This is a genomic window from Rhodovulum strictum (genome assembly GCF_009649175.1).
Lineage (GTDB): Bacteria > Pseudomonadota > Alphaproteobacteria > Rhodobacterales > Rhodobacteraceae > Rhodovulum > Rhodovulum strictum.
This window is the reverse complement of sequence record NZ_WJPO01000023.1, coordinates 43,848-66,119: the sequence shown is the minus strand read 5'-3', so window position 1 is coordinate 66,119 and position 22,272 is coordinate 43,848. Positions and strand designations below refer to the sequence as shown.

Sequence of the window (22,272 nt, the reverse complement as noted above, 5' to 3'; positions counted from 1 at the left end):
CTTGCCGTGGTCAACGTGACCAATCGTCCCGATGTTCACATGCGGTTTCGTACGTTCGAACTTTGCCTTACCCATGGGGGCCTCCTGCTATCTGGTCCGGCGGTGGGTTGGCACCCACCCTACGGGTTATGTGTAGGGTGGGTGATACCCACCGGGCGTCAGGCGTATTTCGCCTGGATCTCGTCACTGATGTTCTGCGGCACCGGCTCGTAATGGTCGAACTGCATCGTGAACTGCGCGCGGCCCGAGGACATCGAGCGCAGGTTGTTGATGTAGCCGAACATGTTGGCGAGCGGCACGAAGGCGTTGATGACATTCGCGTTGCCGCGGCTGTCCTGCCCCTGCACCTGGCCGCGCCGGCTGGTCAGGTCGCCGATGATGCCCCCGGTGTATTCCTCGGGTGTCACCACCTCGACCTTCATGATCGGTTCGAGCAGCTTGGCGCCGGCCTTCTTGAGGCCATCGCGCATCGCGGCGCGGGCCGCGATCTCGAAGGCGAGGACCGAGGAGTCGACATCGTGATAGGCGCCGTCCACCAGCGCCACCTTGAAGTCGATCACCGGGAAGCCCGCCAGCGGACCGCTGTCCATCACCGACTGGATGCCCTTCTCGACGCCGGGGATGTATTCCTTCGGCACCGCGCCACCCACGATCTTGCTTTCGAAGCTGTAGCCTTCGCCCGGCGCGGTCGGCTCGATCTCGAGCTTGATGCGCGCGAACTGGCCCGAACCGCCGGTCTGCTTCTTGTGGGTATAGTCGATCTCGGCCTTGTGGCTGATGGTTTCGCGATAGGCCACCTGCGGCGCGCCGATATTGGCCTCGACCTTGAATTCCCGCTTCATGCGGTCGACAAGGATATCGAGGTGCAATTCGCCCATACCCTTCATGATCGTCTGGCCCGACTCGATGTCGGTCTCGACGCGGAAGGACGGGTCTTCGGCGGCCAGACGTTGCAGCGCCTGGGCCATCTTTTCCTGGTCGGCCTTGGTCTTCGGCTCGACGGCGATCTCGATCACCGGCTCCGGGAAGGTCATGGTTTCCAGAACCACCGCCTTGGCCGGATCGCAGAGCGTGTCGCCGGTGGTGGTTTCCTTCAGGCCCGCAAGCGCGATGATGTCACCGGCAAAGGCTTCGTCGATCTCCTCGCGGTTGATGGCGTGCATCATCATCATCCGCCCGACCCGCTCGCGCTTGCCCTTGGTCGAGTTCATCATCTGGTCGCCCTTCTTGAGCTGACCGGAATAGATGCGCGTGAAGGTGAGCGAGCCCACGAAGGGATCGTTCATGATCTTGAACGCCAGCGCGGCGAAGGGCTGCGAATCCTCGGCCGAGCGCGCGATGTTGCGGGTCTCGGTCTCGTCGCCCGGGGCAAAGCCCATATAGGCCGGCACGTCGAGCGGGCTCGGCAGGAAGTCGATCACCGCGTTCAGCAGCGGCTGGACACCCTTGTTCTTGAACGACGAACCGGCAGTCACCGGCACGAAGGCCAGCGCCAGCGTGCCCTTGCGGATCAGCTTGCGCAGCGTGTCCACGTCGGGCTCGTTGCCTTCGAGATAGGCTTCCATCGCCTCGTCATCCTGCTCGACGGCAAGCTCGATCAGCGTGGCGCGCCACTCGTCGGCCAGATCCTTCAGCTCGTCGCGGATCGGCTGCCGGGTCCAGGACGCGCCCAGATCCTCACCCTTCCAGGTCCATTCTTCCATCGTGACCAGATCAACGATGCCCTCAAGCTGGTCCTCGGCCCCGATCGGCAGCGCGATCGGCGCGGGCGTCGCGCCGGTGCGGTCCTTGATCATGGCAACGCAACGGAAGAAGTCGGCACCGATCTTGTCCATCTTGTTGACGAACACGATGCGCGGCACCTTGTAGCGGTCGGCCTGACGCCAGACGGTTTCGGTCTGCGGCTCGACGCCGGCATTGGCGTCCAGCAGACAGATCGCGCCGTCGAGCACGGCAAGCGACCGCTCGACCTCGATGGTGAAATCGACGTGGCCGGGAGTGTCGATGATGTTGAACCGGAACTTGTCGTCCGACGCCGCCGCAGCCGCAGGATCCTCCTGGCGCTGCCAGAAGGTCGTGGTCGCAGCCGAGGTGATGGTGATCCCCCGCTCCTGCTCCTGCTCCATCCAGTCCATCGTCGCGGCGCCGTCATGGACTTCGCCGATCTTGTGGGACTTGCCGGTGTAGTAGAGGATCCGCTCGGTCGTGGTGGTCTTGCCGGCGTCGATATGCGCCATGATACCGAAGTTTCGGTAGCGCTCGAGGGGGTATTCGCGTGCCATTGGTTCGGTTCCCGGCCTTGTCTGTTACCAGCGGTAGTGGCTGAACGCCTTGTTCGCGTCGGCCATCTTGTGGGTGTCTTCGCGCTTCTTGACGGCGGTGCCGCGCGATTGAACCGCGTCGACCAACTCGCCTGCCAGGCGCTCTTCCATGGTGTTCTCGTTGCGCTTGCGGCTGGCGTCGATCAGCCAGCGGATCGCCAGCGCTTCGCGGCGCTCGGCACGGACCTCGACCGGAACCTGATAGGTGGCACCGCCGACCCGGCGCGAACGCACCTCGACCGAGGGCTTCACATTGTCGAGCGCTTCGCGGAAGACCTCGATCGGGGCACGCTTCAGACGGCCCTCGACACGCTCCAGCGCGTTGTAGACGATGCGCTCGGCGACCGATTTCTTGCCGTCGACCATCAGGTTGTTCATGAATTTCGTGAGCACCCGATCGCCATACTTGGCATCGGGCAGGACTTCGCGCTTCTCGGCAGCGTGGCGGCGGGACATCGACGTCTCTCCTTACTTCGGACGCTTGGCGCCGTATTTCGAACGGCGCTGCTTGCGGTCTTTGACGCCCTGGGTATCCAGCACACCGCGCAGGATGTGGTAACGGACACCCGGAAGGTCCTTGACCCGGCCGCCGCGGATCAGCACGACCGAGTGTTCCTGAAGGTTGTGGCTTTCGCCGGGGATGTAGCTGATCACCTCGAAGCCGTTGGTGAGGCGCACCTTGGCAACCTTCCGCATGGCCGAGTTCGGCTTCTTCGGCGTGGTGGTGTAGACGCGCGTGCAGACGCCCCGCTTCTGCGGGCAACCCTGCAGGTGCTGGGACTTCTGGCGTTTCACTTTCGGCTGCCGCGGCTTGCGGATCAGCTGCTGGATTGTCGGCATTCCGGTTCCCCGTGTTGCAACCCGTTCAAATCTCGTCTTCGTCGGCGCCTCGTGCGTCCACGAAACGCGAAAGCCGCATTCGCTCCCTTCTGCCCGGGAACGACGCGGTGGAATTCCAGAGGATCGGGGCGTCAGGCCCGGATCTTGACCACTTCAGTTCTGATTTCAGGCATGGCGGACAGGGCCGCCGACCCGAGTTCGCGCCGTATAGGGGGAGTCGGAAGGGTTGTCAACAGCGATGGGACCGGTTCAGCCCCGCTGCACGGCACCCCGCCGCGCCAGCCGGCGCTCGCGGTAAAAGGTGAACAGGCCGGTTGCCACCACGATGCCCGCCCCCGCCAGCGTCAGCGCCGATGGCCGCTCGTCGAACAGCAGGATGCCGAGCGCCAGCGCCCATAACAGCGCCGTGTAGCGGAACGGCGCGATCACCGCGACCTCCCCCACCCGCATGGCCATCACCGAGAACAGATAGCCCCCCACGATGAAGACCGAGGCCCCGGCAAGCTGCGCCAGCGCAACCGTCGGCAGCGGCGTCCAACCGCCTTGGGCCGCCGCGCCGATGCCCCCGAACAGCGCCACCCCGGCAGCGGCAGAAACCGCCACGCTCATCGACGGCACCCCGCGCGAGAGCTGCCGGGTGACAAGATCGCGCGCGGCGACGAAGCCGACCGAAATCAGCGCATGGACCGAATGGATGGTGAACCCCTCCGTCCCCGGCCGCACGATCAGCAGGACGCCCGCGAAGCCGATCAGGATCGCCAGCCAGCGCTGCCAACCGACCCGCTCGCCCAGGAACAGCGCACCCCCCATGGTCACGGCCAGCGGGATCGCCTGGATGATCGCCGTCACATTGGCCAGCGGCGCATGGAACAGCGCGGTGATGAAGAAATAGGCCGCCCCGATCTCGGCCAGCGTCCTGAACCCGATCAGCCGCCAGTCGCGCGCAGGCAGCCGCAGCCGCAACCCGCCCATCGCCCGCGACAGCACCAGCAGCAGCGCGACCGTCAGGCAGCCCCGCAGGAACACCGCCTGAAAGAACGGCACGCTGTCCGACACCGCCTTCATGCAGGCATCGTTGAAGGTGAAGGCCGCCATGCCCGCCATCATCAGGGCCGCGCCGCGCAGGGTGTCGGAAAAGGGTGCCATCAGGCCGACTTATCAGGACTGGCGGAAAGGAAAAGCAGCGTTTGCGCGGCGGGCCAAGGACAGCGGACCGGACCTGCGACGCCCCCGGCTCGGGCAGGCGCAGATTGCATCTCTCCCCATCTGCCAACCACACCCGGGGGTTCTGCCCGTCAGAAGACACACCCCTGGTCTTCTTCTGGCAAAAAATATCCCGGGGGGTCGCGGGGGGCAGCGCTCCCCGCGCGGGTCGCCGCGCGCAAGCGCGGCGAAACCCGCAGGGACGGCAACCGCCCACCAACGGCAAACGCCCCCGCCATCACTGGCAGGGGCGTTCCGTCTCGTGAAGGGTAGCCGCTTATTCCTCGCGGCTTTCCGGGGTCTCGACCAGGCCGAAATCGTCCTCGTCGGGCTCCATCACGTCCATCGGCGCCACCAGCACCGCGGCGGCCTCGGCCTCGGCGCGGCGGGCCTCGATCACCTTCTGGTCGCGCTCCGAGGCGATGCGGCGCACCCGCTGGCTGGCTCCGCCGGTGCCTGCCGGGATCAGCCGGCCGACGATGACGTTTTCCTTCAGCCCCACCAGCTTGTCGCGCTTGCCCTGGACGGCGGCCTCGGTCAGCACCCGCGTCGTTTCCTGGAACGAGGCGGCCGAGATGAAGGACCGGGTTTGCAGCGACGCCTTGGTAATGCCCAGCAGGATCGGCTGGCCCTCGGCGGCACGCCCGCCCTTGGCCATGACCTTGTCGTTCTCGGCATCGAACTCGGCCTTGTCGACATGCTCGCCCTTCAGAAGCGTGGTGTCACCCGAATCGAGGATCTCCCACTTCTGCAACATCTGGCGGACGATCACCTCGATATGCTTGTCGTTGATCTTCACGCCCTGCAGCCGGTAGACCTCCTGCACCTCGTCGATCATGTAATCGGCCAGCGCCTCGACCCCCATGATCGCCAGGATGTCATGCGGCGCGGGATTGCCGTCCATGATGTAGTCGCCGCGCTGGACGAAATCGCCCTCCTGCACGGGGATGTGCTTGCCCTTGGGCACCATGTATTCCACGGGCTCGAGCGTGCTGTCCGCGGGTTCGATGGTGATCCGGCGCTTGCTCTTGTAGTCGCGCCCGAACCGCACATAGCCGTCGATCTCGGCGATGATGGCGTGGTCCTTGGGACGGCGTGCCTCGAACAGTTCCGCCACGCGGGGCAGACCCCCGGTGATGTCCTTGGTCTTGGCGCCCTCGCGCGGGATGCGCGCCACCACGTCGCCGGCCCTGACCTCCTGGCCATCCTCGATCGAGAGGATCGCGTCGACCGACATCGGGTAGGTCACCGGATGGCCCTGGTCGTTGCGCACCGGCTCGCCGGTCTCGGGATCGACGATGAAGATCTCGGGCTTGAGATCACCGCCCTTGGGCGCGGTGCGCCAGTCGGTCACGATCTTCTGGGTCATGCCCGTCGCATCGTCGGTCACGTCGCGCACCGAGATCCCGGTATAGAGGTCGACGAACTTGGCGACACCCGCCTTCTCGGCGATGATCGGCAGGGTATAGGGATCCCATTCGAACAGCTTGTCGCCGCGCTTGACCGCGGCCCCCTCGGCCAGGAAGACCTTGGTGCCGTAGCCCAGCTTGTGGCTGGCCCGCTCGACGCCGTTCTCGTCGATGATCGCAAGCTGCATGTTGCGGCCCATCACGATCTGTTCGCCCGCGGCATTGGTCAGCAGGTTCGGGTTGCGGAACTCGATCCGGCCCTCCTGGCTGGCTTCCTGGAAGGATTGCTGACCGCCCTGGGCGATGCCGCCGATGTGGAAGGTCCGCATCGTCAGCTGGGTGCCCGGCTCGCCGATCGACTGGGCGGCGATGATGCCCACCGCTTCGCCCACGTTGACCATCGTGCCGCGGGCCAGGTCGCGCCCGTAGCAGGCGGCGCAGACGCCTTCCTCGGACTCGCAGGTCAGCGGGCTGCGGATGCGTACCGCGGCCACCCCGGCCTTCTCGATCGCGTCGGCCTTGCGCTCGTCGATCAGCTCGTTGCGGCTGACCAGCACCTCGTCGGTGCCCGGTTTCAGCACATCATCGGCCGCAACCCGGCCCAGCAGACGCTCGGCCAGCGAGGCCACGACCTCGCCATCGTTGACCGCCGCCTCGGCGGTGATCGCCTTGTCGGTGCCGCAGTCGATCTGGCGCACGATGCAGTCCTGCGCCACGTCGACCAGACGCCGGGTCAGGTAGCCCGAGTTCGCGGTCTTCAGCGCGGTATCGGCCAGACCCTTGCGGGCGCCGTGGGTCGAGTTGAAGTATTCAAGAACGGTCAGACCTTCCTTGAAGTTCGAGATGATCGGCGTCTCGATGATCTCGCCCGACGGCTTGGCCATCAGCCCGCGCATGCCGCCCAGCTGTTTCATCTGGGCCGGCGAACCCCGGGCGCCCGAGTGGGACATCATGTAGACCGAGTTCGGTTCCTTCTCGGCACCCTGATCGTCCAGGCGCACGGCAGAGATTTCCGCCATCATCGCGGCGGCCACCTCGTCCGAGCATTTCGACCAGGCATCGACAACCTTGTTGTATTTCTCGCCCTGGGTGATCAGGCCGTCCATGTATTGCTGTTCGAATTCCTTGACCTGATCGCGGACGCCCTCGACGATCTCCCATTTCTTCTCGGGGATGACCATGTCATCCTTGCCGAAGGAGATGCCCGCCTTGAACGCCTCGCGGAAACCGAGGCCCATGATCTGGTCGCAGAAGATGACCGACTCCTTCTGGCCGCAATAGCGGTAGACGGTGTCGATGACGGTCTGCACCTCCTTCTTGCGCAGAAGACGGTTGACCAGTTCGAAGGGGGCCTTGGCATTCAGCGGCAGAAGCGCGCCCAGACGCACCCGGCCGGGCGTCGTCTCGAAGCGTTTCAGAACCTCGTTGCCATGCTCGTCGATCTGCTTGATCCGCGCGGTGACGCGGGCATGCAGATGCACCTCGCCCGCATCCAGCGCGTGCTGCACCTCGTCGACATCGGCAAAGGCCATGCCCTCGCCCTTCATGCCCTGCCGCTCCATCGAGATGTAGTAGAGGCCAAGCACCATGTCCTGCGACGGCACGATGATCGGCGCGCCGTTGGCGGGCGACAGCACGTTGTTGGTGGACATCATCAGCACGCGCGCTTCAAGCTGGGCTTCCAGCGAGAGGGGCACGTGAACGGCCATCTGGTCGCCGTCGAAATCGGCGTTGAAGGCCGAGCAGACCAGCGGGTGAAGCTGGATCGCCTTGCCCTCGATCAGGATCGGCTCGAATGCCTGGATGCCCAGACGGTGCAGCGTCGGCGCGCGGTTCAGCAGCACCGGATGTTCGCGGATCACCTCGTCAAGGATGTCCCAGACCTCGGGGCGCTCCTTCTCGACCAGCTTCTTCGCCTGCTTGACAGTCGAGGACAGCCCCTTGGCCTCGAGCCGCGAGTAGATGAAGGGCTTGAACAGCTCCAGCGCCATCTTCTTCGGCAGGCCGCACTGGTGCAGCTTGAGTTCCGGCCCGGTCACGATGACCGACCGGCCCGAGAAGTCGACGCGCTTGCCCAGCAGGTTCTGCCGGAACCGGCCCTGCTTGCCCTTGAGCATGTCCGACAGCGATTTCAGCGGCCGCTTGTTCGCGCCGGTGATGACCCGGCCGCGGCGGCCGTTGTCAAAGAGCGCGTCCACCGCCTCTTGCAGCATCCGCTTTTCGTTGCGCACGATGATGTCGGGCGCGCGCAGCTCGATCAGCCGTTTGAGACGGTTGTTGCGGTTGATGACGCGGCGGTAAAGGTCGTTGAGGTCGGAGGTGGCGAACCGGCCGCCATCCAGCGGGACCAGCGGGCGCAGTTCGGGCGGGATGACCGGGATCACGGTCAGCACCATCCATTCCGGACGGTTGCCCGATTCAAGGAAGCTTTCGACAACCTTCAGCCGCTTGATGATCTTCTTGGGCTTGAGTTCGCCGGTAGCTTCCTTCAGCTCCTCGCGCAGCCGCTCGGCCTCGGCATCAAGGTCGATCTGGGCCAGCATGTCGCGGATCGCCTCGGCGCCGATCCCGGCGGTGAAGGCGTCAGCGCCGTACTGGTCCTGCGCGTCGAGATAATCTTCCTCGGTCAGCATCTGGCCATAGGACAGATCCGTCAGACCGGGTTCGATCACGACATAGTTCTCGAAGTAAAGCACCCGCTCCAGATCGCGCAGCGTCATGTCCAGCATCAGGCCGATGCGGGAGGGCAGCGATTTCAGGAACCAGATATGCGCAACGGGTGCTGCCAGTTCGATATGGCCCATGCGTTCGCGGCGCACCTTTTGCAGCGTCACCTCGACGCCGCATTTCTCGCAGACGACGCCGCGATATTTCATGCGCTTGTACTTGCCGCACAGGCATTCGTAATCCTTGATCGGCCCGAAGATGCGGGCACAGAACAGGCCGTCACGTTCCGGCTTGAACGTGCGGTAGTTGATCGTCTCGGGCTTCTTGATCTCGCCATAGGACCAGCTGAGGATCCGTTCGGGCGAGGCGAGCGACACCCGGATCTCGTCGAACTGCTTGGGCGCGGCGAGCGGGTTGAAGGGGTTCGTGGTCAGTTCCTGGTTCATCGGTCAATCCTTGAAGGCTGGCGGAAAGGAGGATGGGCGGTGGGTTGGCACCCACCCTACGACGCAGGCGTAGGGTGGCTGAAAACCACCATTCGGGGTGTCCCCTACTCGTCCCCCTCCGCATCCAGGAGTTCCATGTTCAGCCCGAGGCCGCGGACTTCCTTCACCAGAACGTTGAAGGATTCCGGCACGCCGGCCTCGAAATTGTCCTCGCCCTTGACGATGGCCTCGTAGACCTTGGTCCGGCCGGCCACGTCGTCGGATTTCACCGTCAGCATTTCCTGAAGGGTGTAGGCCGCGCCATAGGCTTCCAGCGCCCAGACCTCCATCTCGCCGAAGCGCTGGCCGCCGAACTGGGCCTTGCCGCCCAGCGGCTGCTGGGTAACCAGGCTGTAGGGCCCGGTCGAGCGCGCGTGGATCTTGTCGTCCACAAGGTGGTGGAGTTTCAGAAGATACTTGACCCCCACGGTCACCGGACGCGCAAACCGCTCGCCACTGCGGCCGTCGAACAGTACCGACTGGCCCGAGGTGTCAAAGCCCGCGCGGCAGAGCGCGTCGTTGACATCGGCCTCTTTCGCGCCGTCGAAGACCGGCGTCGCGATCGGCACGCCACGGGTGACGGTCGAGGCGGCCTCGACCAGCGCGCCCTCGTCCATGTCGCGGATCGCCTCCTCGTAGACGTCCTCGCCATAGGCCAGCCGCATCGCCTCGCGCACCGGGGTCAGATCGCCCGAGCGGCGGTATTCGCCCAGCGCATCGTCGATCTTCAGCCCCAGCCCGCGCGCGGCCCAACCCATATGGGTTTCGAGGATCTGGCCCACATTCATCCGCGAGGGCACGCCCAGCGGGTTCAGCACCAGATCGACCGGCGTGCCGTCGCCAAGGAACGGCATGTCCTCCATCGGCACCACCTTGGAGACCACGCCCTTGTTGCCGTGACGGCCCGCCATCTTGTCGCCGGGCTGCAACTTGCGCTTCACCGCGATGAAGACCTTGACCATCTTCATCACGCCGGGGGGCAGGTCGTCGCCGCGGCGCACCTTTTCCACCTTGTCCTCGAAGCGGTGATCCAGCGCGCGGCGCTGCGCCTCGAACTGGGCGTTCAGCGCCTCGACCTGGGCGGCGTCCTGCTCGCCCTCAAGCGCCAGTTGCCACCATTGCCCACGCGACAGCGTGCCCAGCAGATCCTCGGTGATCGGCGTGTTGGCCGCGACGCCCTTCGGCCCCTTGACCGCCACCTTGCCGAGGATCATCGACTTGAGCCGCGCGTAGATGTTGCGTTCGAGGATCGCCAGCTCGTCGTCACGGTCGCGGGCAAGCCGCTCGACCTCTTCGCGCTCGATCTGAAGCGCGCGCTCGTCCTTGTCGACGCCGTGGCGGTTGAACACGCGCACCTCGACCACGGTGCCGTAATCGCCCGGCGGCAGCCGCAGCGAGGTGTCGCGCACGTCGGACGCCTTTTCGCCGAAGATCGCGCGCAGCAGTTTTTCCTCGGGCGTCATCGGGCTTTCGCCCTTGGGCGTGATCTTGCCCACAAGGATGTCGCCCGGGCCGACCTCGGCGCCGATATAGACGATGCCCGCCTCGTCGAGGTTGCGCAGCGCCTCCTCGCCCACGTTCGGGATGTCGCGGGTGATCTCCTCGGGCCCGAGCTTGGTATCGCGGGCCGCGACCTCGAATTCCTCGATATGGATCGAGGTGAACACGTCATCGCGCGCGATGCGTTCCGAGATCAGGATCGAGTCCTCGTAGTTGTAGCCGTTCCACGGCATGAACGCGACGATCACGTTCTTGCCCAGCGCCAGTTCGCCCATGTCGGTCGAGGGGCCGTCGGCGATCACCTCGCCCTTGGCCACGACATCGCCCACCTTGACCAGCGGGCGCTGGTTGATGCAGCTGTTCTGGTTCGAACGCTGGAACTTGCGCAGCCGGTAGATGTCGACACCGGCATCGCCCAGTTCCAGATCCTCGGTGGCGCGCACGACGATCCGTTGCGCATCGACCTGGTCGATGATGCCCGCGCGGCGGGCCTGGATCGCCGCGCCGGAATCGATGGCCACCTTGGACTCGATGCCGGTGCCGACAAAGGGCGCCTCGGCGGTCAGAAGCGGCAGCGCCTGGCGCTGCATGTTCGAGCCCATCAGCGCGCGGTTGGCGTCGTCGTTTTCAAGGAACGGGATCAGCGAGGCCGCGACCGAGACAAGCTGTTTCGGCGACACGTCGATCAGATCGACGCTTTCGCGCGGCGCCATGGTGTATTCGCCCGACTGGCGGGTGTTCACCAGATCGTTGACGAACCGGCCCTGCTCGTCGAGATTCGCGTTCGCCTGGGCGACGGTGTGGCGCATCTCCTCGGTGGCGGACATGTACTGGACCTCGTCGGTCACCTGTCCGTCATTGACGCGGCGATACGGCGTCTCGATGAAGCCGTACTTGTTCACCCGAGCGAATGTCGCGAGCGAGTTGATTAGGCCGATATTCGGGCCTTCCGGCGTCTCGATCGGGCACATCCGGCCGTAATGGGTCGGGTGCACGTCGCGCACCTCGAAGCCCGCGCGTTCCCGGGTCAGACCGCCCGGGCCAAGCGCCGACAGGCGCCGCTTGTGCGTGACTTCCGACAGCGGGTTGGTCTGGTCCATGAACTGCGAAAGCTGGCTGGAGCCGAAGAACTCGCGCACGGCCGCCGCGGCCGGTTTCGCGTTGATCAGATCCTGCGGCATCACCGTGTCGATCTCGACCGAGGACATGCGTTCCTTGATCGCGCGCTCCATCCGCAGAAGGCCCACGCGATACTGGTTCTCCATCAGTTCGCCGACCGAGCGCACCCGGCGGTTGCCCAGATGGTCGATATCGTCGATCTCGCCCTTGCCGTCGCGCAGTTCCACCAGCGCCTTGATGCAGGCGATGATGTCTTCGCGGCGCAGCGTGCGCTGGGTGTCGGGCGCGTCCAGATCAAGACGCATGTTCATCTTGACCCGGCCCACCGCGGACAGGTCATAGCGTTCGGCATCGAAGAACAGCGTGTCGAACAGGATGGTGGCGGCCTCGACGGTGGGGGGCTCGCCCGGGCGCATGACGCGGTAGATGTCCATGAGCGCGGTATCGCGGCCCATGTTCTTGTCCGCGGCCATGGTGTTGCGGATGTAGGGGCCGACATTGATGTTGTCGATGTCGAGCACCGGAATCTCGGTGATGCCCGCATCCAGCAGCGCCTTGAGCGTGCCGCCCGACACCTCGCCATCGCGGTCGAGATCCCAGGTCAGCTCGTCCCCGGCCTCGACATAGATCGCGCCGGTTTCCTCGTTGATGATGTCCTTGGCGACATAGCGGCCGACGATGTGATCGAACGGCACCAGAAGCTCGGTGACCTTGCCCTCTTCGATCAGCTTCTTGACCTGCCGCGGCGTGACCTTGTCACCCGCCTTGCAGATCACCTCGCCGGTGTCGGCATCGACCAGATCATAGCCCGGCCGGGTACCGCGCACACGCTCGGGGAAGAAGCGGGTGACCCAGCCCCGGTTCTTCTCGAGCTTGAAATCGACCGTTTCGTAATAGGCATCCATGATGCCTTCCTGGTCGAGCCCCAGCGCGTAAAGCAGCGTCGTCACCGGCAGCTTGCGGCGCCGGTCGATGCGCGCGAACACGATGTCCTTGGCGTCGAACTCGAAATCCAGCCACGACCCGCGATAGGGGATGATCCGGCAGGCAAACAGCAGCTTGCCCGAGCTGTGCGTCTTGCCCTTGTCATGGTCGAAGAAGACGCCCGGCGAGCGGTGCATCTGGGAAACGATCACCCGTTCGGTGCCGTTGACGATGAAGGTGCCGTTCGGCGTCATGAGCGGCATGTCGCCCATGAACACGTCCTGCTCCTTGATGTCCTTGACCGACTTGGCGCCGGTATCGTCGTCGATATCGAACACGATCAGCCGCAGCGTCACCTTGAGCGGCGCCGCATAGGTCATGTCGCGTTGCATGCATTCGTCGACATCGCATTTCGGCTTCTCAAGCTCGTATTTCACGAACTCCAGCACCGAGGTCTCGTTGAAATCCTTGATCGGAAAGACCGACTGGAACACACCCTGAATGCCATCGCCATCGGCGGGGGCCGGGCCATCGCCCGAGTTCAGGAACAGGTCATACGAGGCTTTCTGCACCTCGATGAGGTTCGGCATCTCCAGCACTTCGCGGATCTTGCCATAATATTTGCGGAGTCGTTTCTGGCCAACGTAGCTCTGCGCCATGTCCGTGGTCTCACCTTTCGTCTGTCGCGTCTGCGCGATGCCGTCGGGCCACGGCCGCGCGCCGCTCACGAAACAGGGGGAGAGGTTCCATTCCTGCGGGCCGTCCCACCGGCCGCTCCCGAACCTCGAACCGCACCTTGAAAAGGGCTTGGGCGTTGCAAGCCCTTTTCAAGACAGGTTCGGCCGGGCCCGGGTTGCACCCCGGGCCCAGCCTTTTTCGCAGGATCGCGGGCAGGACGCCCGCGCCCGGATCACTTGAGCTCGACTTCGGCGCCAGCCGCTTCGAGCTTGCCCTTGATGTCTTCGGCTTCGGCCTTGGAGACCTGCTCCTTGACGGCCTTGCCACCGGCCTCGACCAGATCCTTGGCTTCCTTCAGGCCCAGACCGGTGATCGCGCGCACTTCCTTGATCACGTTGATCTTGTTGGCGCCGGCGTTCTTCAGGATCACGTCGAACTCGGTCTGTTCCTCGACGGCGGCAGCGTCGCCACCGGCGGCGGGGCCGGCCATCATGATCGCGCCGCCAGCAGCGGGCTCGATGCCATACTCATCCTTGAGGATGGTTTTCAGTTCCTGGGCCTGAAGAAGCGTGAGGTTCACGATCTCTTCGGCGAGTTTTTTCAGATCAGCCATTTTCTGTTCCGTTCTTTCACATGGTATGTTCCAACGCGAAGCGGTCTTGCCTCACGCGGGATCACGAAGTTGCTCAAGCGGCTTCCGCACGCTCCTCGATGGTCGAGAGGATGCTTGCGATATTGGAAGCGGGCGCGCCAATGGCACCGGCGATGTTGCTGGCAGGTGCGCCGATGCAGGCCGCGATCGAGGCGATAAGCTCCTCGCGCGACGGCATGTCGGACACTGCCTTGACACCGGCCCGGTCCAGGGCCGTCTCTCCCATCGCCCCGCCGAGGATCTCGAATTTCGAGTTGTCCTTGGCAAAGGCTTCCGCGACCTTGGCTGCTGCCACGGGGTCTTCGGAATAGGTGAGCACGGTCATGCCCGTCAGAAGGCTGGCGATGCTGGCGCAAGGCTTTCCTTCCAGGGCGATCTTGGCGAGCCTGTTCTTGGCGACGCGTACGGACCCGCCCGCCGCACGCATGCGTGCGCGAAGGTCCTGCATCTCGGCAACCGTGAGACCCGCGTAGTGCGCAACCACCACGACGCCAGAGCTCTCGAAGATCTGGCCGAGTTCCTCGACCACTTTCTCTTTCTGGGCTCTATCCACAGTTTCACTCCAGTTTGGGGGTTGCCCCCCGGCTCAGGTCTGCCGGGCCGAAGCCCGGCGTTCGGGTCCGTGAGGTCCCGAGGCCATGATCGCCCGAAGGAAAGACCTTCGCGGAAATCTGTCTCGTTTCCCCATCTCGGGAAGGACATTAAGCGCCCCGTTCGGGCCGCACCCTCCGTCTCGGACAGGACGGGGCGTTGCCGCCCCGCCATTCCCGGGCACGAGGCCCGAAAATTCGCGTGAAGATAGGCGTTAACCTATCCTCTATCAATTACCGGTTGCGGAACCGACGTCAACCGTGACGCCCGGCCCCATGGTCGAGCTCAGCGACACCTTCTTCATGTAGGTGCCCTTGGCGCCCGTGGGCTTGGCCCGGGTCACCGCACCGACGAAGGCACGCACGTTCTCGGCCAGTTTCTCGGCATCGAAGGACGCCTTGCCGATACCGGCATGCACGACGCCCGCCTTCTCGGCGCGGAACTGCACCTCGCCGCCCTTGGCATTCTTGACCGCCTCGGCCACATCCATCGTCACCGTGCCCACCTTGGGGTTCGGCATCAGGTTGCGCGGGCCAAGGATTTTCCCCAGCCGGCCAACGATCGGCATCATGTCCGGCGTGGCGATGCAGCGATCGAACTCGATCTTGCCGCCCTGGATCGTCTCCATCAGATCCTCGGCGCCGACTACCTCTGCCCCGGCCGCCCGGGCCTCGTCTGCCTTGGGACCGCGGGCAAAGACCGCAACGCGCACGTCCTTGCCGGTGCCGTTCGGCAGCGTCACGACGCCACGCACCATCTGGTCGGCATGCCGGGGGTCGACGCCCAGGTTCAGCGCGATCTCGACCGTTTCATCGAACTTGGCGTTCGCGTTGGCCTTGATCAGGGCAACTGCGTCCTCGACGCTCAGGTTGTCCTTGCCGACGACGGCAGCGCGCGCGGCGCGCACACGTTTTCCATGCTTGGCCATCGCGCTTACCCCTTCACCTCGATGCCCATCGAACGGGCCGACCCCAGGATGATCTGCATTGCGCCCTCGATGTCGTTGGCGTTCAGATCCTTCATCTTCGTCTCGGCGATCTCGCGCACCTGCGCGACGGTCACGGTGCCCGCAACGTCACGGCCGGGCTTTTCCGCACCCTTGGCACGGTTGCGCTTGCCCACTGGCTTCAGGCCCGCCGCCTTCTTCAGGAGGAAGGACGCCGGCGGCGTCTTGATCTCCATCGCGAAGGACTTGTCCTGGTAGTAGGTGATGACCGTCGGACAGGGGGCACCGGGCTCCAGATCCTGGGTCTTGGCGTTGAACTGCTTGCAGAATTCCATGATGTTGATGCCGCGCTGACCCAGCGCGGGACCAACGGGCGGGCTCGGGGTCGCCTGGCCAGCCTTGACCTGCAACTTCAGCTTGCCGATTACCTTCTTGGCCATAAGGCCCTCTCCTTCTTCTCACCGCGCCGGACCCACGCGAGGGCGGCGCATCGGTTTAGTGGTCCGGCCTGCGGGCGCGCCCGCGTACCTCCCACGCGATCACGTCACATCCCCTTGGAGACCTGCGTGAATTCCAGTTCGACCGGGGTTGCCCGGCCAAAGATCGACACCGTCACCTTCAGGCGCTGGTTGTCGTCATCCACTTCCTCGACCATGCCCGAGAAGCCTTCGAACGGGCCGTCGGTCACGCTGACATTCTCGCCGATCTCATAGGTGATCAGCGAACGCGGCTGCGCCTCGCCTTCCTCGACGCGGTTGAGGATCTGGTTCACCTCCTCGTCGCGCATCGGCATCGGCTTGCCCTGGGGGCCAAGGAATCCCGTGACGCGGTTGATCTGGCTGATCAGGTGATAGCCGCGGTCGGTCATGTCCATGCGCACCAGCACATAGCCGGGCATGAAGCGCCGCTCGCTCGTGACCTTCTTGCCGCGCCGGATCTCGATCACTTCCTCGGTGGGCACCAGAACTTCCTCGATCTCGCTCTCGAGACCGGCATCTGCGACGGCTTGCCTGATCTGTTCGGCGACCTTCTTCTCGAAATTCGAGAGCACGCACACCGAATACCAACGCTTCGCCATCTTGCCCGTTACCTCGCGTCCACCGGCCCTGGGCCGAATTCTTGTTGCGACCAGCGCTTTCCGGAACAAAAAACAGCGCGCAACCCGAATCGATGCACGCCGGAGTCCAGATCAGCGTTCGCCTTACAGGGGAGCCCCCCCCGTTTCAAGCCCGGCTGCCGGAAAACCGACCAGCCTAGCCGAAAAAGCCCAGGATCAGCTGAAGCCCCGAGCGGATCATCCAGTCCACGAAAAAGAAGAAGATGGCCGTCAGCGTAGCCATGATCAGCACCATGACGGTGCTCAGTCCCACCTCGCGGCGAGTCGGCCAGACGACCTTCGAGACCTCGGACCGGGTCTGCTGGATGAACTGAAGCGGATTGGCCATGGCCGGGACGATCCCGTTTCTCGTATCGATTGGGCCCCGAGATACGCGCTCGGCGCCGGGATTGCAAGGCCGGAGGCCGGACGGGCCGCGCCCGGCACTGATCGTCCGTGCGGCGATGCCGCTTGTGATCCGACGTGTCGAGGGGGGAAAGCAAAGGTCCCCGATGCCGCAGGCTGGGTGGGGGCTATTGATCCGCGGCACCGGGGTAGCGTCTTCGCTATGAGGCCAATATCCCCCCGATTCCGGGCAGGATCGCGGAGCGTCCGGGGTGATCGCAAGGTAATTTCGCGGCATGATCCGGGCGGGGCTTGATTTGCGGGCCTAGGGGCGGCACGCTTGACCCATGAACCTCGTGACGCCGCCCCCGTTCGTCCGGGCCAGCCCACCCGAGCAGGTCGCCTTTGACCGAGCGGAGCTTGGGGTGATCCTTGCGCTTTACGGCCGGATGGTCGCCGCAGGGGAGTGGCGCGATTATGCGATCTCGTCGCTGCGCGAGGCGGCGGTCTTTTCAGTCTTTCGCCGCACCGCCGAGCATCCGCTTTACCGCATCGAGAAACGCCCGCGCCTGCGCGCCCGGCAGGGGATTTATGCGGTGATCGCGATGGACGGGCGGGTGCTGAAGCGCGGGCATGATCTGAAAACCGTGCTACGCGTTCTGGAAAAGGCGCTGATCCGCCCCGTCGATTAGGGCCGCAGGTGCGCGGTGGGGGCACCGCCGCCCGTCGCCGCGATCCGGGCCAGCGCGTCGGCGATGGGTTCACGGGCCACGGACATGGAATGGGCATTGGCGTGGATCAGCGTCAGAGGGTCGGCGACCAGCGCGACATGGCCCGTCCAGAAGATCAGATCATTGCGCCGATACGCGCTGTCCGGCGGCAGCACCCCGCCCAGCGCACGTTCCTGCTGGTCGCTGTCGCCGGGACAGGCCCGGCCGCAGGCGAGAAAGGCGGTCTGTATCAGCCCCGAACAGTCGATGCCCCGGATCGAATTGCCGCCCCACAGATAGGGCACCCCGAGAAACAGCTCTGCCACAGCGACCGGATCGGCAAAGGGCGCATCGAGCGGGCGCAGATGCGGTCTGGGCAGGAACCAGCCTTCTGCGGTCTGACAAAAACCACCGGTCTCGGACGTGACGCGCACCTGCGTGCCGAAGGACAGGCCGCAGATCTCGGGGCATTTCAGGTCGGGGGCGGGATAGGCATGGGTGGCGGGGGCGGCGACGGCATGGCTGGGCTCGGGCAGCCTGCCCGACAGCGCCGTGGCCGCGATATAGCCCACATAACCGTCACGCGCGGCCCAGCCGAAGGCATGGCCTTCGTGCGTTTCCAGAACCTCGAACGCCTCGCCATGGACAAGCTGACGCTCCCGCGGGCCGCCGGGCGCGCGCAGCAGATCCGTCAGCGGGCGGATGACGCGGTGGCGGGTGGCGGCAACGAAGCGCTCGGCCGCGCCCCGGCCTTGCAGGTGCAGCGCCGCGACGCGGGCGTTGGCGGGCGTCTCTCGCCGGTCGCTCACAGCCCCAGCACCTGCGGCAGCGCGCCCAGGATCGCGCGCGCGCCCTGCCCCAGCCCGCCCTTGGGCCGGGCGGGCGCATCGGCGGGTTGCCAGCCATAGATGTCGAAATGGGCGTAGCGCGCAGCCCCGGCAAAGCGGCGCAGGAACAGCGCGGCGGTGATCGACCCGGCAAAACCGCCCTTCGGCGCGTTGTCGAGATCGGCGATGCCGGGCTCGATCATGGCCTCGTAGGGCGCGTGGAAGGGCAGGCGCCAGACCGGATCGGCGCCCTCTGCCCCGGCGGCGGCCAGGGCTGCGGCCAGCGCCTCGTCGCCGGTAAAGAAGGGCGCGATATCGGGGCCGACGGCGACGCGCGCCGCCCCGGTCAGGGTGGCCATCGAGATCAGCAGGTCGGTCTCTTCCTCGCAGGCCAGCGCCAGCGCATCGGCCAGCACCAGCCGCCCCTCGGCATCGGTGTTGTTGATCTCGATGCTCAGCCCGTTGCGCGCCCTCAGGATATCCTGCGGGCGGAAGGCATTGGCAGAGACAGAGTTTTCCACCGCCGGGATCAGCAGGCGCAGCCGCAGGGGCAGGCCCAGGGCCATGATCGCCTGCGCCAGCCCCATCGCGGTCGCGGCCCCGCCCATGTCCTTCTTCATCAGGCTCATGGACTCGCCCGGTTTCAGGTTCAGCCCGCCCGTGTCGAAACAGACCCCCTTGCCGACCAGCGTCAGGGCCGGCCCCGCATCGCCCCATCGCAGGTCCAGAAGCCGCGGCGCCTGCGGCCCGGCGCGGCCAACGGCATGGATCAGGGGGAAATTCCGCGCGATCAGGTCGTCGCCCCGGATGGCCGAAACGGTCGCGCCATGCCGGGCGGCCAGCGCGAACAGCGCATCCTCCAGCGCCTCGGGGCCCATATCCGAGGCGGGGGTATTGATCAGGTCGCGGGTCAGCCATTCGGCCTCGGCCAGCGCCTCGACCCTAGGCGCGTCGATGCCGGGGGGGGCCTTGAACTGCGCTTTCAACGGGGGCTGGCTGCGATAGCGGTCAAAGCGATAGGCAGCCAGCAGCAGGCCAAGCGCCTCGGTCGCCAGATCGGCGCCCGCAAGGGCAGTGTCGAGATGCCAGACCCCTTCGGGCAGACGGGCGGCGGCAGCGGCCAGATGGAACCGCCCGCGCGCGCGTTTGTCGGGGTTGCCATGGCCCGCCACCGCACCCGCGATGCTTCCCTCGGACCCCGGCAACAGCGCAACCTCGCCCAGACCGGCGGCAAAGCCCGTGGCGGTCAGCCAGGCGGCCTGGGCCGGGGGAAGGGCCGCACGCCAGTCGGCCAGCGCGGCCTCATCGACGACATGCAGCGGCAGCGAGGGCGCATCGGGCGCGGCGAAACGGGGCGGCATGGGCGGGGCGTCCTTCGGTCGGGGATCGGGATGAAGCCCGAGCCTAGCCGCTTCGCCCGCGCCCGCAAGCGCGTTCAGCCCGAACGGTGCTGCAACTCTGCCGCGATCCGGAACGACCGCATGGCAAGCCGCCGCAGCCGCGCCATGGTGGCGGCCACAGCCACCGGATCGCCGGACTGCACCGCGCGCGACACGCCCCGGGCAGCGAGCGACAGGCTGAGCAGGCCGAGCGAATCGCCCACGGCCCGGATCTGGCCCGCAAGGTCGACACAGTCGCCCGGACGCACCTGCGCCGCCGCCAGATCGAGGCTTGCCATCAGTTCCTCCAGCCGCTCGACAGAGATCGAGACCAGATGCGCGGCCCGCGCCTCGCCCAGATCGACAAACATGTCCGCCAGACGATCCGAATCCACACTCAACGGTTCGTCCTGACGCAAGACCACAACTCGGGACACGAGACCCCTCCAGAAAAATGCACCACACCTGGGGTCAACCTGCACCGGCAGCGTCAAGAAAGCGTTGCGCCGCGACGCCGAAATCTCTCGAATTACCGGCAAATGCGCTCTATGCAGCCGCAGAGAAAACGGAGACCGTGATGCACCGTGCCCGCCCTCTGCCGCAATACCTGGTCCAGCGCTACCATGGCTGGAAAGCGACGATTCATGCCGAGAACAAGGCCTGGTACCGCCGTCTCGCCGAAGAAGGCCAGCGGCCGCGGGCGATGATCATCTCGTGCTGCGACTCGCGCGTGCATGTCACCTCGATCTTCGGTGCGGACGAGGGCGAATTCTTCATCCACCGCAATATCGCTGGCCTCGTGCCCCCCTACGCGCCCGATGGCGACCATCACGGCACCTCGGCGGCGGTGGAATATGCGGTGACGGTGCTGAAGGTCGCGAATCTGCTGGTGGTCGGCCATTCCAGTTGCGGCGGCGTCAGGGGCTGCCATGACATGTGCGCGGGCCTTGCCCCGCAACTGGAGGAGAAATCCAGCTTCATCGGCCGCTGGATGGACATCCTGCGCCCCAGCTACCAGCGCATGGCGCAGATCGCCGACGAGACCGCCCGGCTGGAAGCGATGGAAAAGGACGCGGTTCTGGTCTCGCTCGAGAACCTGTTGACCTTTCCCTTCGTGCGCGACGCGGTCGAGGCCGAAGAATTGACGCTGCACGGGATCTGGAACGATATCGGCGCGGGGAACGTGGAATGCTACGATCCGGCGGCCGGCCGGTTCGTTCCGGTCTGAGCCCATCTTCCTTGGGGCGAGGGCGGGCTGAAGCGCAGGATCGGCAGGGGGCGCGGACGTGACGGAGATACTGAATCTTGCGGCGGGCAACCTGCTGTCGCCGATCATCCTGAGCTTCGCGCTGGGGCTGGCCGCAGCGCTGGCGCGGTCCGATCTTTCCGTGCCCGAGGCCGCCGCCAAGGCGCTGTCGATCTATCTGCTGTTCGCCATCGGCTTCAAGGGCGGCGTGGGCGTTGCCGCGCATGGGCTTGATGCGACGCTGCTGCTGGCGCTGATTGCGGGGCTGGTGCTGTCGGCGGGGCTGCCCTTCGTGGCCTTTGCGCTGCTCAGGACGATGACGCGGCTGGGCACGGTGGATGCAGGCGCGGTCGCGGCGCATTACGGCTCGATCTCGATCGTGACCTTCGTTGCCGCAACCTCGGTGCTGACCAGCCAGGGCATCGCCTCCGAGGGCTTCATGGTCGCGGTCGCCGCGGTCATGGAGGCCCCCGCGATCCTGGCCGCGCTGTGGCTGGTGATGCGAAAGGGCGGGCAGACCGACGTGGAATCGGGGCTCTGGCGCGAAATCCTGCTGAACGGGTCCATCGTGCTGTTGCTGGGCGCCTTTGCCATCGGCTGGATCACCGGCCCCGGCGGGCTGGCCGAGATCGAGAGCTTCATCATCGCGCCGTTCAAGGGCGTTCTGTGCCTGTTCCTGCTGGACATGGGGCTGGTGGCGGGGCGGAACCTGCGCGAAAGCCGCGGCGTCATCACGCCGGGGCTGCTGGCCTTCGGGGTGGTGATGCCGCCCATCGGCGCCGTCTTCGGGCTGGCGGCGGGGCTGGCGCTGGGTCTCAGCCTTGGCGGCGTGGTGCTGATGATGACGCTGGCGGCATCGGCCTCGTATATCGCGGTGCCGGCGGCGATGCGGGTGGCCTTGCCCGAGGCGAAGCCCTCGATCTACCTGACGCTGGCGCTGGGCATCACCTTCCCGTTCAACCTGACGCTGGGCATTCCGCTTTACCTTGCCGCGGCCCGGCTTGTGACCGGAGGATAACCGCATGCAGACCCATGACGCGAAACGGGTGGAAATCATCATCGAGGCGCCGATGGAACGCCGCCTGACCGCCGCGCTGCGCGAGGCGGGCGTCACCGGCTACACCGTGCTGCCGGTTCTGGGCGGCACCGGCCGGTCGGGCGAGTGGAGCCGCGAGGGTCAGGTCGGGCGCGCGGGCGGCATGGTGGCGGTCGTCTGCCTGATCCGGCCCGAGCGGCTGGACAGCCTGCTCGACGCCGCCTTTGCCGTGGTCGAGCGACATATCGGCGTCGTCTCGGTCACCGATTGCCAGGTGCTGCGGGCCGAGCGGTTCTGA

General features: G+C 65.7%; 19 protein-coding genes. 4 read left to right on the top strand and 15 right to left on the bottom strand.

Annotation, left to right across the window (positions count from 1 at the left end):
- Positions 1–158: 158 nt before the first annotated feature.
- The 12 genes from fusA to secE form a co-directional block, all read right to left on the bottom strand.
- Positions 159–2,282, bottom strand: coding sequence for an elongation factor G (gene fusA / locus GH815_RS13840; protein ID WP_153749363.1), 2,124 nt, complete (start codon positions 2,280–2,282; stop codon positions 159–161).
- Between the two features lie 24 nt (positions 2,283–2,306).
- Positions 2,307–2,777, bottom strand: coding sequence for a 30S ribosomal protein S7 (rpsG, locus tag GH815_RS13835; protein ID WP_153749362.1), 471 nt, complete (start codon positions 2,775–2,777; stop codon positions 2,307–2,309).
- Positions 2,778–2,789: 12 nt separating this feature from the next.
- A complete protein-coding gene (gene rpsL, locus GH815_RS13830) occupies positions 2,790–3,161 on the bottom strand; it encodes a 30S ribosomal protein S12 (protein ID WP_132546720.1) in 372 nt (123 codons plus the stop codon).
- A 249-nt stretch (positions 3,162–3,410) separates the two neighbouring features.
- The gene (locus GH815_RS13825; RefSeq protein ID WP_153749361.1) at positions 3,411–4,307 is read right to left on the bottom strand and encodes a DMT family transporter; all 897 of its coding nucleotides are present in this window, start codon (positions 4,305–4,307) and stop codon (positions 3,411–3,413) included.
- Positions 4,308–4,641: 334 nt separating this feature from the next.
- The gene (gene rpoC, locus GH815_RS13820; protein WP_153749360.1) at positions 4,642–8,886 is read right to left on the bottom strand and encodes a DNA-directed RNA polymerase subunit beta'; all 4,245 of its coding nucleotides are present in this window, start codon (positions 8,884–8,886) and stop codon (positions 4,642–4,644) included.
- A gap of 104 nt (positions 8,887–8,990) precedes the next feature.
- Positions 8,991–13,127 (bottom strand): DNA-directed RNA polymerase subunit beta, encoded by a 4,137-nt coding sequence (rpoB, locus tag GH815_RS13815; RefSeq protein WP_153749359.1) that lies wholly within the window; start codon positions 13,125–13,127, stop codon positions 8,991–8,993.
- Between the two features lie 251 nt (positions 13,128–13,378).
- On the bottom strand, positions 13,379–13,759 hold the full coding sequence (rplL, locus tag GH815_RS13810; protein ID WP_153749358.1) for a 50S ribosomal protein L7/L12: 381 nt from the start codon (positions 13,757–13,759) through the stop codon (positions 13,379–13,381).
- A gap of 73 nt (positions 13,760–13,832) precedes the next feature.
- Positions 13,833–14,351, bottom strand: a complete 519-nt coding sequence (gene rplJ, locus GH815_RS13805; protein WP_343030880.1) for a 50S ribosomal protein L10 — start codon at positions 14,349–14,351, stop codon at positions 13,833–13,835.
- 267 nt (positions 14,352–14,618) lie between these two features.
- Positions 14,619–15,317, bottom strand: a complete 699-nt coding sequence (gene rplA, locus GH815_RS13800; RefSeq protein ID WP_153749357.1) for a 50S ribosomal protein L1 — start codon at positions 15,315–15,317, stop codon at positions 14,619–14,621.
- Between the two features lie 5 nt (positions 15,318–15,322).
- On the bottom strand, positions 15,323–15,775 hold the full coding sequence (gene rplK, locus GH815_RS13795; protein ID WP_153749356.1) for a 50S ribosomal protein L11: 453 nt from the start codon (positions 15,773–15,775) through the stop codon (positions 15,323–15,325).
- 104 nt (positions 15,776–15,879) lie between these two features.
- The gene (gene nusG / locus GH815_RS13790) at positions 15,880–16,413 is read right to left on the bottom strand and encodes a transcription termination/antitermination protein NusG (protein WP_153749355.1); all 534 of its coding nucleotides are present in this window, start codon (positions 16,411–16,413) and stop codon (positions 15,880–15,882) included.
- Between the two features lie 175 nt (positions 16,414–16,588).
- Entirely contained in the window at positions 16,589–16,780 is a 192-nt protein-coding gene (gene secE, locus GH815_RS13785) for a preprotein translocase subunit SecE (protein WP_132697034.1), read from the bottom strand.
- Positions 16,781–17,123: 343 nt separating this feature from the next.
- Here secE and GH815_RS13780 point away from each other — a divergent pair, with 343 nt between their 5' ends.
- Positions 17,124–17,468, top strand: a complete 345-nt coding sequence (locus GH815_RS13780) for a DUF2794 domain-containing protein (protein ID WP_153749354.1) — start codon at positions 17,124–17,126, stop codon at positions 17,466–17,468.
- On the opposite strand, the gene GH815_RS13775 is transcribed toward GH815_RS13780, so the two are convergent.
- The 3 genes from GH815_RS13775 to GH815_RS13765 all read right to left on the bottom strand — a co-directional run bounded on the left by GH815_RS13775 (position 17,465) and on the right by GH815_RS13765 (position 20,093).
- Entirely contained in the window at positions 17,465–18,295 is an 831-nt protein-coding gene (locus GH815_RS13775; protein WP_343030878.1) for a C40 family peptidase, read from the bottom strand. The two genes, GH815_RS13780 and GH815_RS13775, sit on opposite strands and share 4 nt — an antisense overlap.
- The gene (locus GH815_RS13770; protein WP_153749353.1) at positions 18,292–19,674 is read right to left on the bottom strand and encodes a leucyl aminopeptidase family protein; all 1,383 of its coding nucleotides are present in this window, start codon (positions 19,672–19,674) and stop codon (positions 18,292–18,294) included. Before GH815_RS13770 ends, GH815_RS13775 begins: the two co-directional genes overlap by 4 nt.
- Positions 19,675–19,748: 74 nt before the next feature.
- Complete coding sequence (locus tag GH815_RS13765; protein ID WP_153749352.1) at positions 19,749–20,093, bottom strand: hypothetical protein; 345 nt, start codon at positions 20,091–20,093, stop codon at positions 19,749–19,751.
- Positions 20,094–20,269: 176 nt separating this feature from the next.
- On the opposite strand from GH815_RS13765, the gene GH815_RS13760 reads away from it, so the two are divergent.
- The 3 genes from GH815_RS13760 to GH815_RS13750 are packed head-to-tail and all read left to right on the top strand — an operon-like array spanning position 20,270 to position 22,272.
- Positions 20,270–20,920 (top strand): carbonic anhydrase, encoded by a 651-nt coding sequence (locus GH815_RS13760; RefSeq protein WP_153749351.1) that lies wholly within the window; start codon positions 20,270–20,272, stop codon positions 20,918–20,920.
- Positions 20,921–20,978: 58 nt separating this feature from the next.
- On the top strand, positions 20,979–21,956 hold the full coding sequence (locus GH815_RS13755; protein WP_343030877.1) for a sodium-dependent bicarbonate transport family permease: 978 nt from the start codon (positions 20,979–20,981) through the stop codon (positions 21,954–21,956).
- A 4-nt stretch (positions 21,957–21,960) separates the two neighbouring features.
- A complete protein-coding gene (locus GH815_RS13750; protein ID WP_153749350.1) occupies positions 21,961–22,272 on the top strand; it encodes a P-II family nitrogen regulator in 312 nt (103 codons plus the stop codon).

Excerpts from the sequence above, each read along its gene's own strand:
- fusA (WP_153749363.1), bottom strand. The coding sequence starts at position 2,282 with ATGGCACGCGAATACCCCCTCGAGCGCTACCGAAACTTCGGTATCATG.
- rpsG (WP_153749362.1), bottom strand. The coding sequence starts at position 2,777 with ATGTCCCGCCGCCACGCTGCCGAGAAGCGCGAAGTCCTGCCCGATGCC.
- rpsL (WP_132546720.1), bottom strand. The coding sequence starts at position 3,161 with ATGCCGACAATCCAGCAGCTGATCCGCAAGCCGCGGCAGCCGAAAGTG.
- GH815_RS13825 (WP_153749361.1), bottom strand. The coding sequence starts at position 4,307 with ATGGCACCCTTTTCCGACACCCTGCGCGGCGCGGCCCTGATGATGGCG.
- rpoC (WP_153749360.1), bottom strand. The coding sequence starts at position 8,886 with ATGAACCAGGAACTGACCACGAACCCCTTCAACCCGCTCGCCGCGCCC.
- rpoB (WP_153749359.1), bottom strand. The coding sequence starts at position 13,127 with ATGGCGCAGAGCTACGTTGGCCAGAAACGACTCCGCAAATATTATGGC.
- rplL (WP_153749358.1), bottom strand. The coding sequence starts at position 13,759 with ATGGCTGATCTGAAAAAACTCGCCGAAGAGATCGTGAACCTCACGCTT.
- rplA (WP_153749357.1), bottom strand. The coding sequence starts at position 15,317 with ATGGCCAAGCATGGAAAACGTGTGCGCGCCGCGCGCGCTGCCGTCGTC.
- rplK (WP_153749356.1), bottom strand. The coding sequence starts at position 15,775 with ATGGCCAAGAAGGTAATCGGCAAGCTGAAGTTGCAGGTCAAGGCTGGC.
- nusG (WP_153749355.1), bottom strand. The coding sequence starts at position 16,413 with ATGGCGAAGCGTTGGTATTCGGTGTGCGTGCTCTCGAATTTCGAGAAG.
- secE (WP_132697034.1), bottom strand. The coding sequence starts at position 16,780 with ATGGCCAATCCGCTTCAGTTCATCCAGCAGACCCGGTCCGAGGTCTCG.
- GH815_RS13780 (WP_153749354.1), top strand. The coding sequence starts at position 17,124 with ATGAACCTCGTGACGCCGCCCCCGTTCGTCCGGGCCAGCCCACCCGAG.
- GH815_RS13770 (WP_153749353.1), bottom strand. The coding sequence starts at position 19,674 with ATGCCGCCCCGTTTCGCCGCGCCCGATGCGCCCTCGCTGCCGCTGCAT.
- GH815_RS13760 (WP_153749351.1), top strand. The coding sequence starts at position 20,270 with ATGCACCGTGCCCGCCCTCTGCCGCAATACCTGGTCCAGCGCTACCAT.
- GH815_RS13750 (WP_153749350.1), top strand. The coding sequence starts at position 21,961 with ATGCAGACCCATGACGCGAAACGGGTGGAAATCATCATCGAGGCGCCG.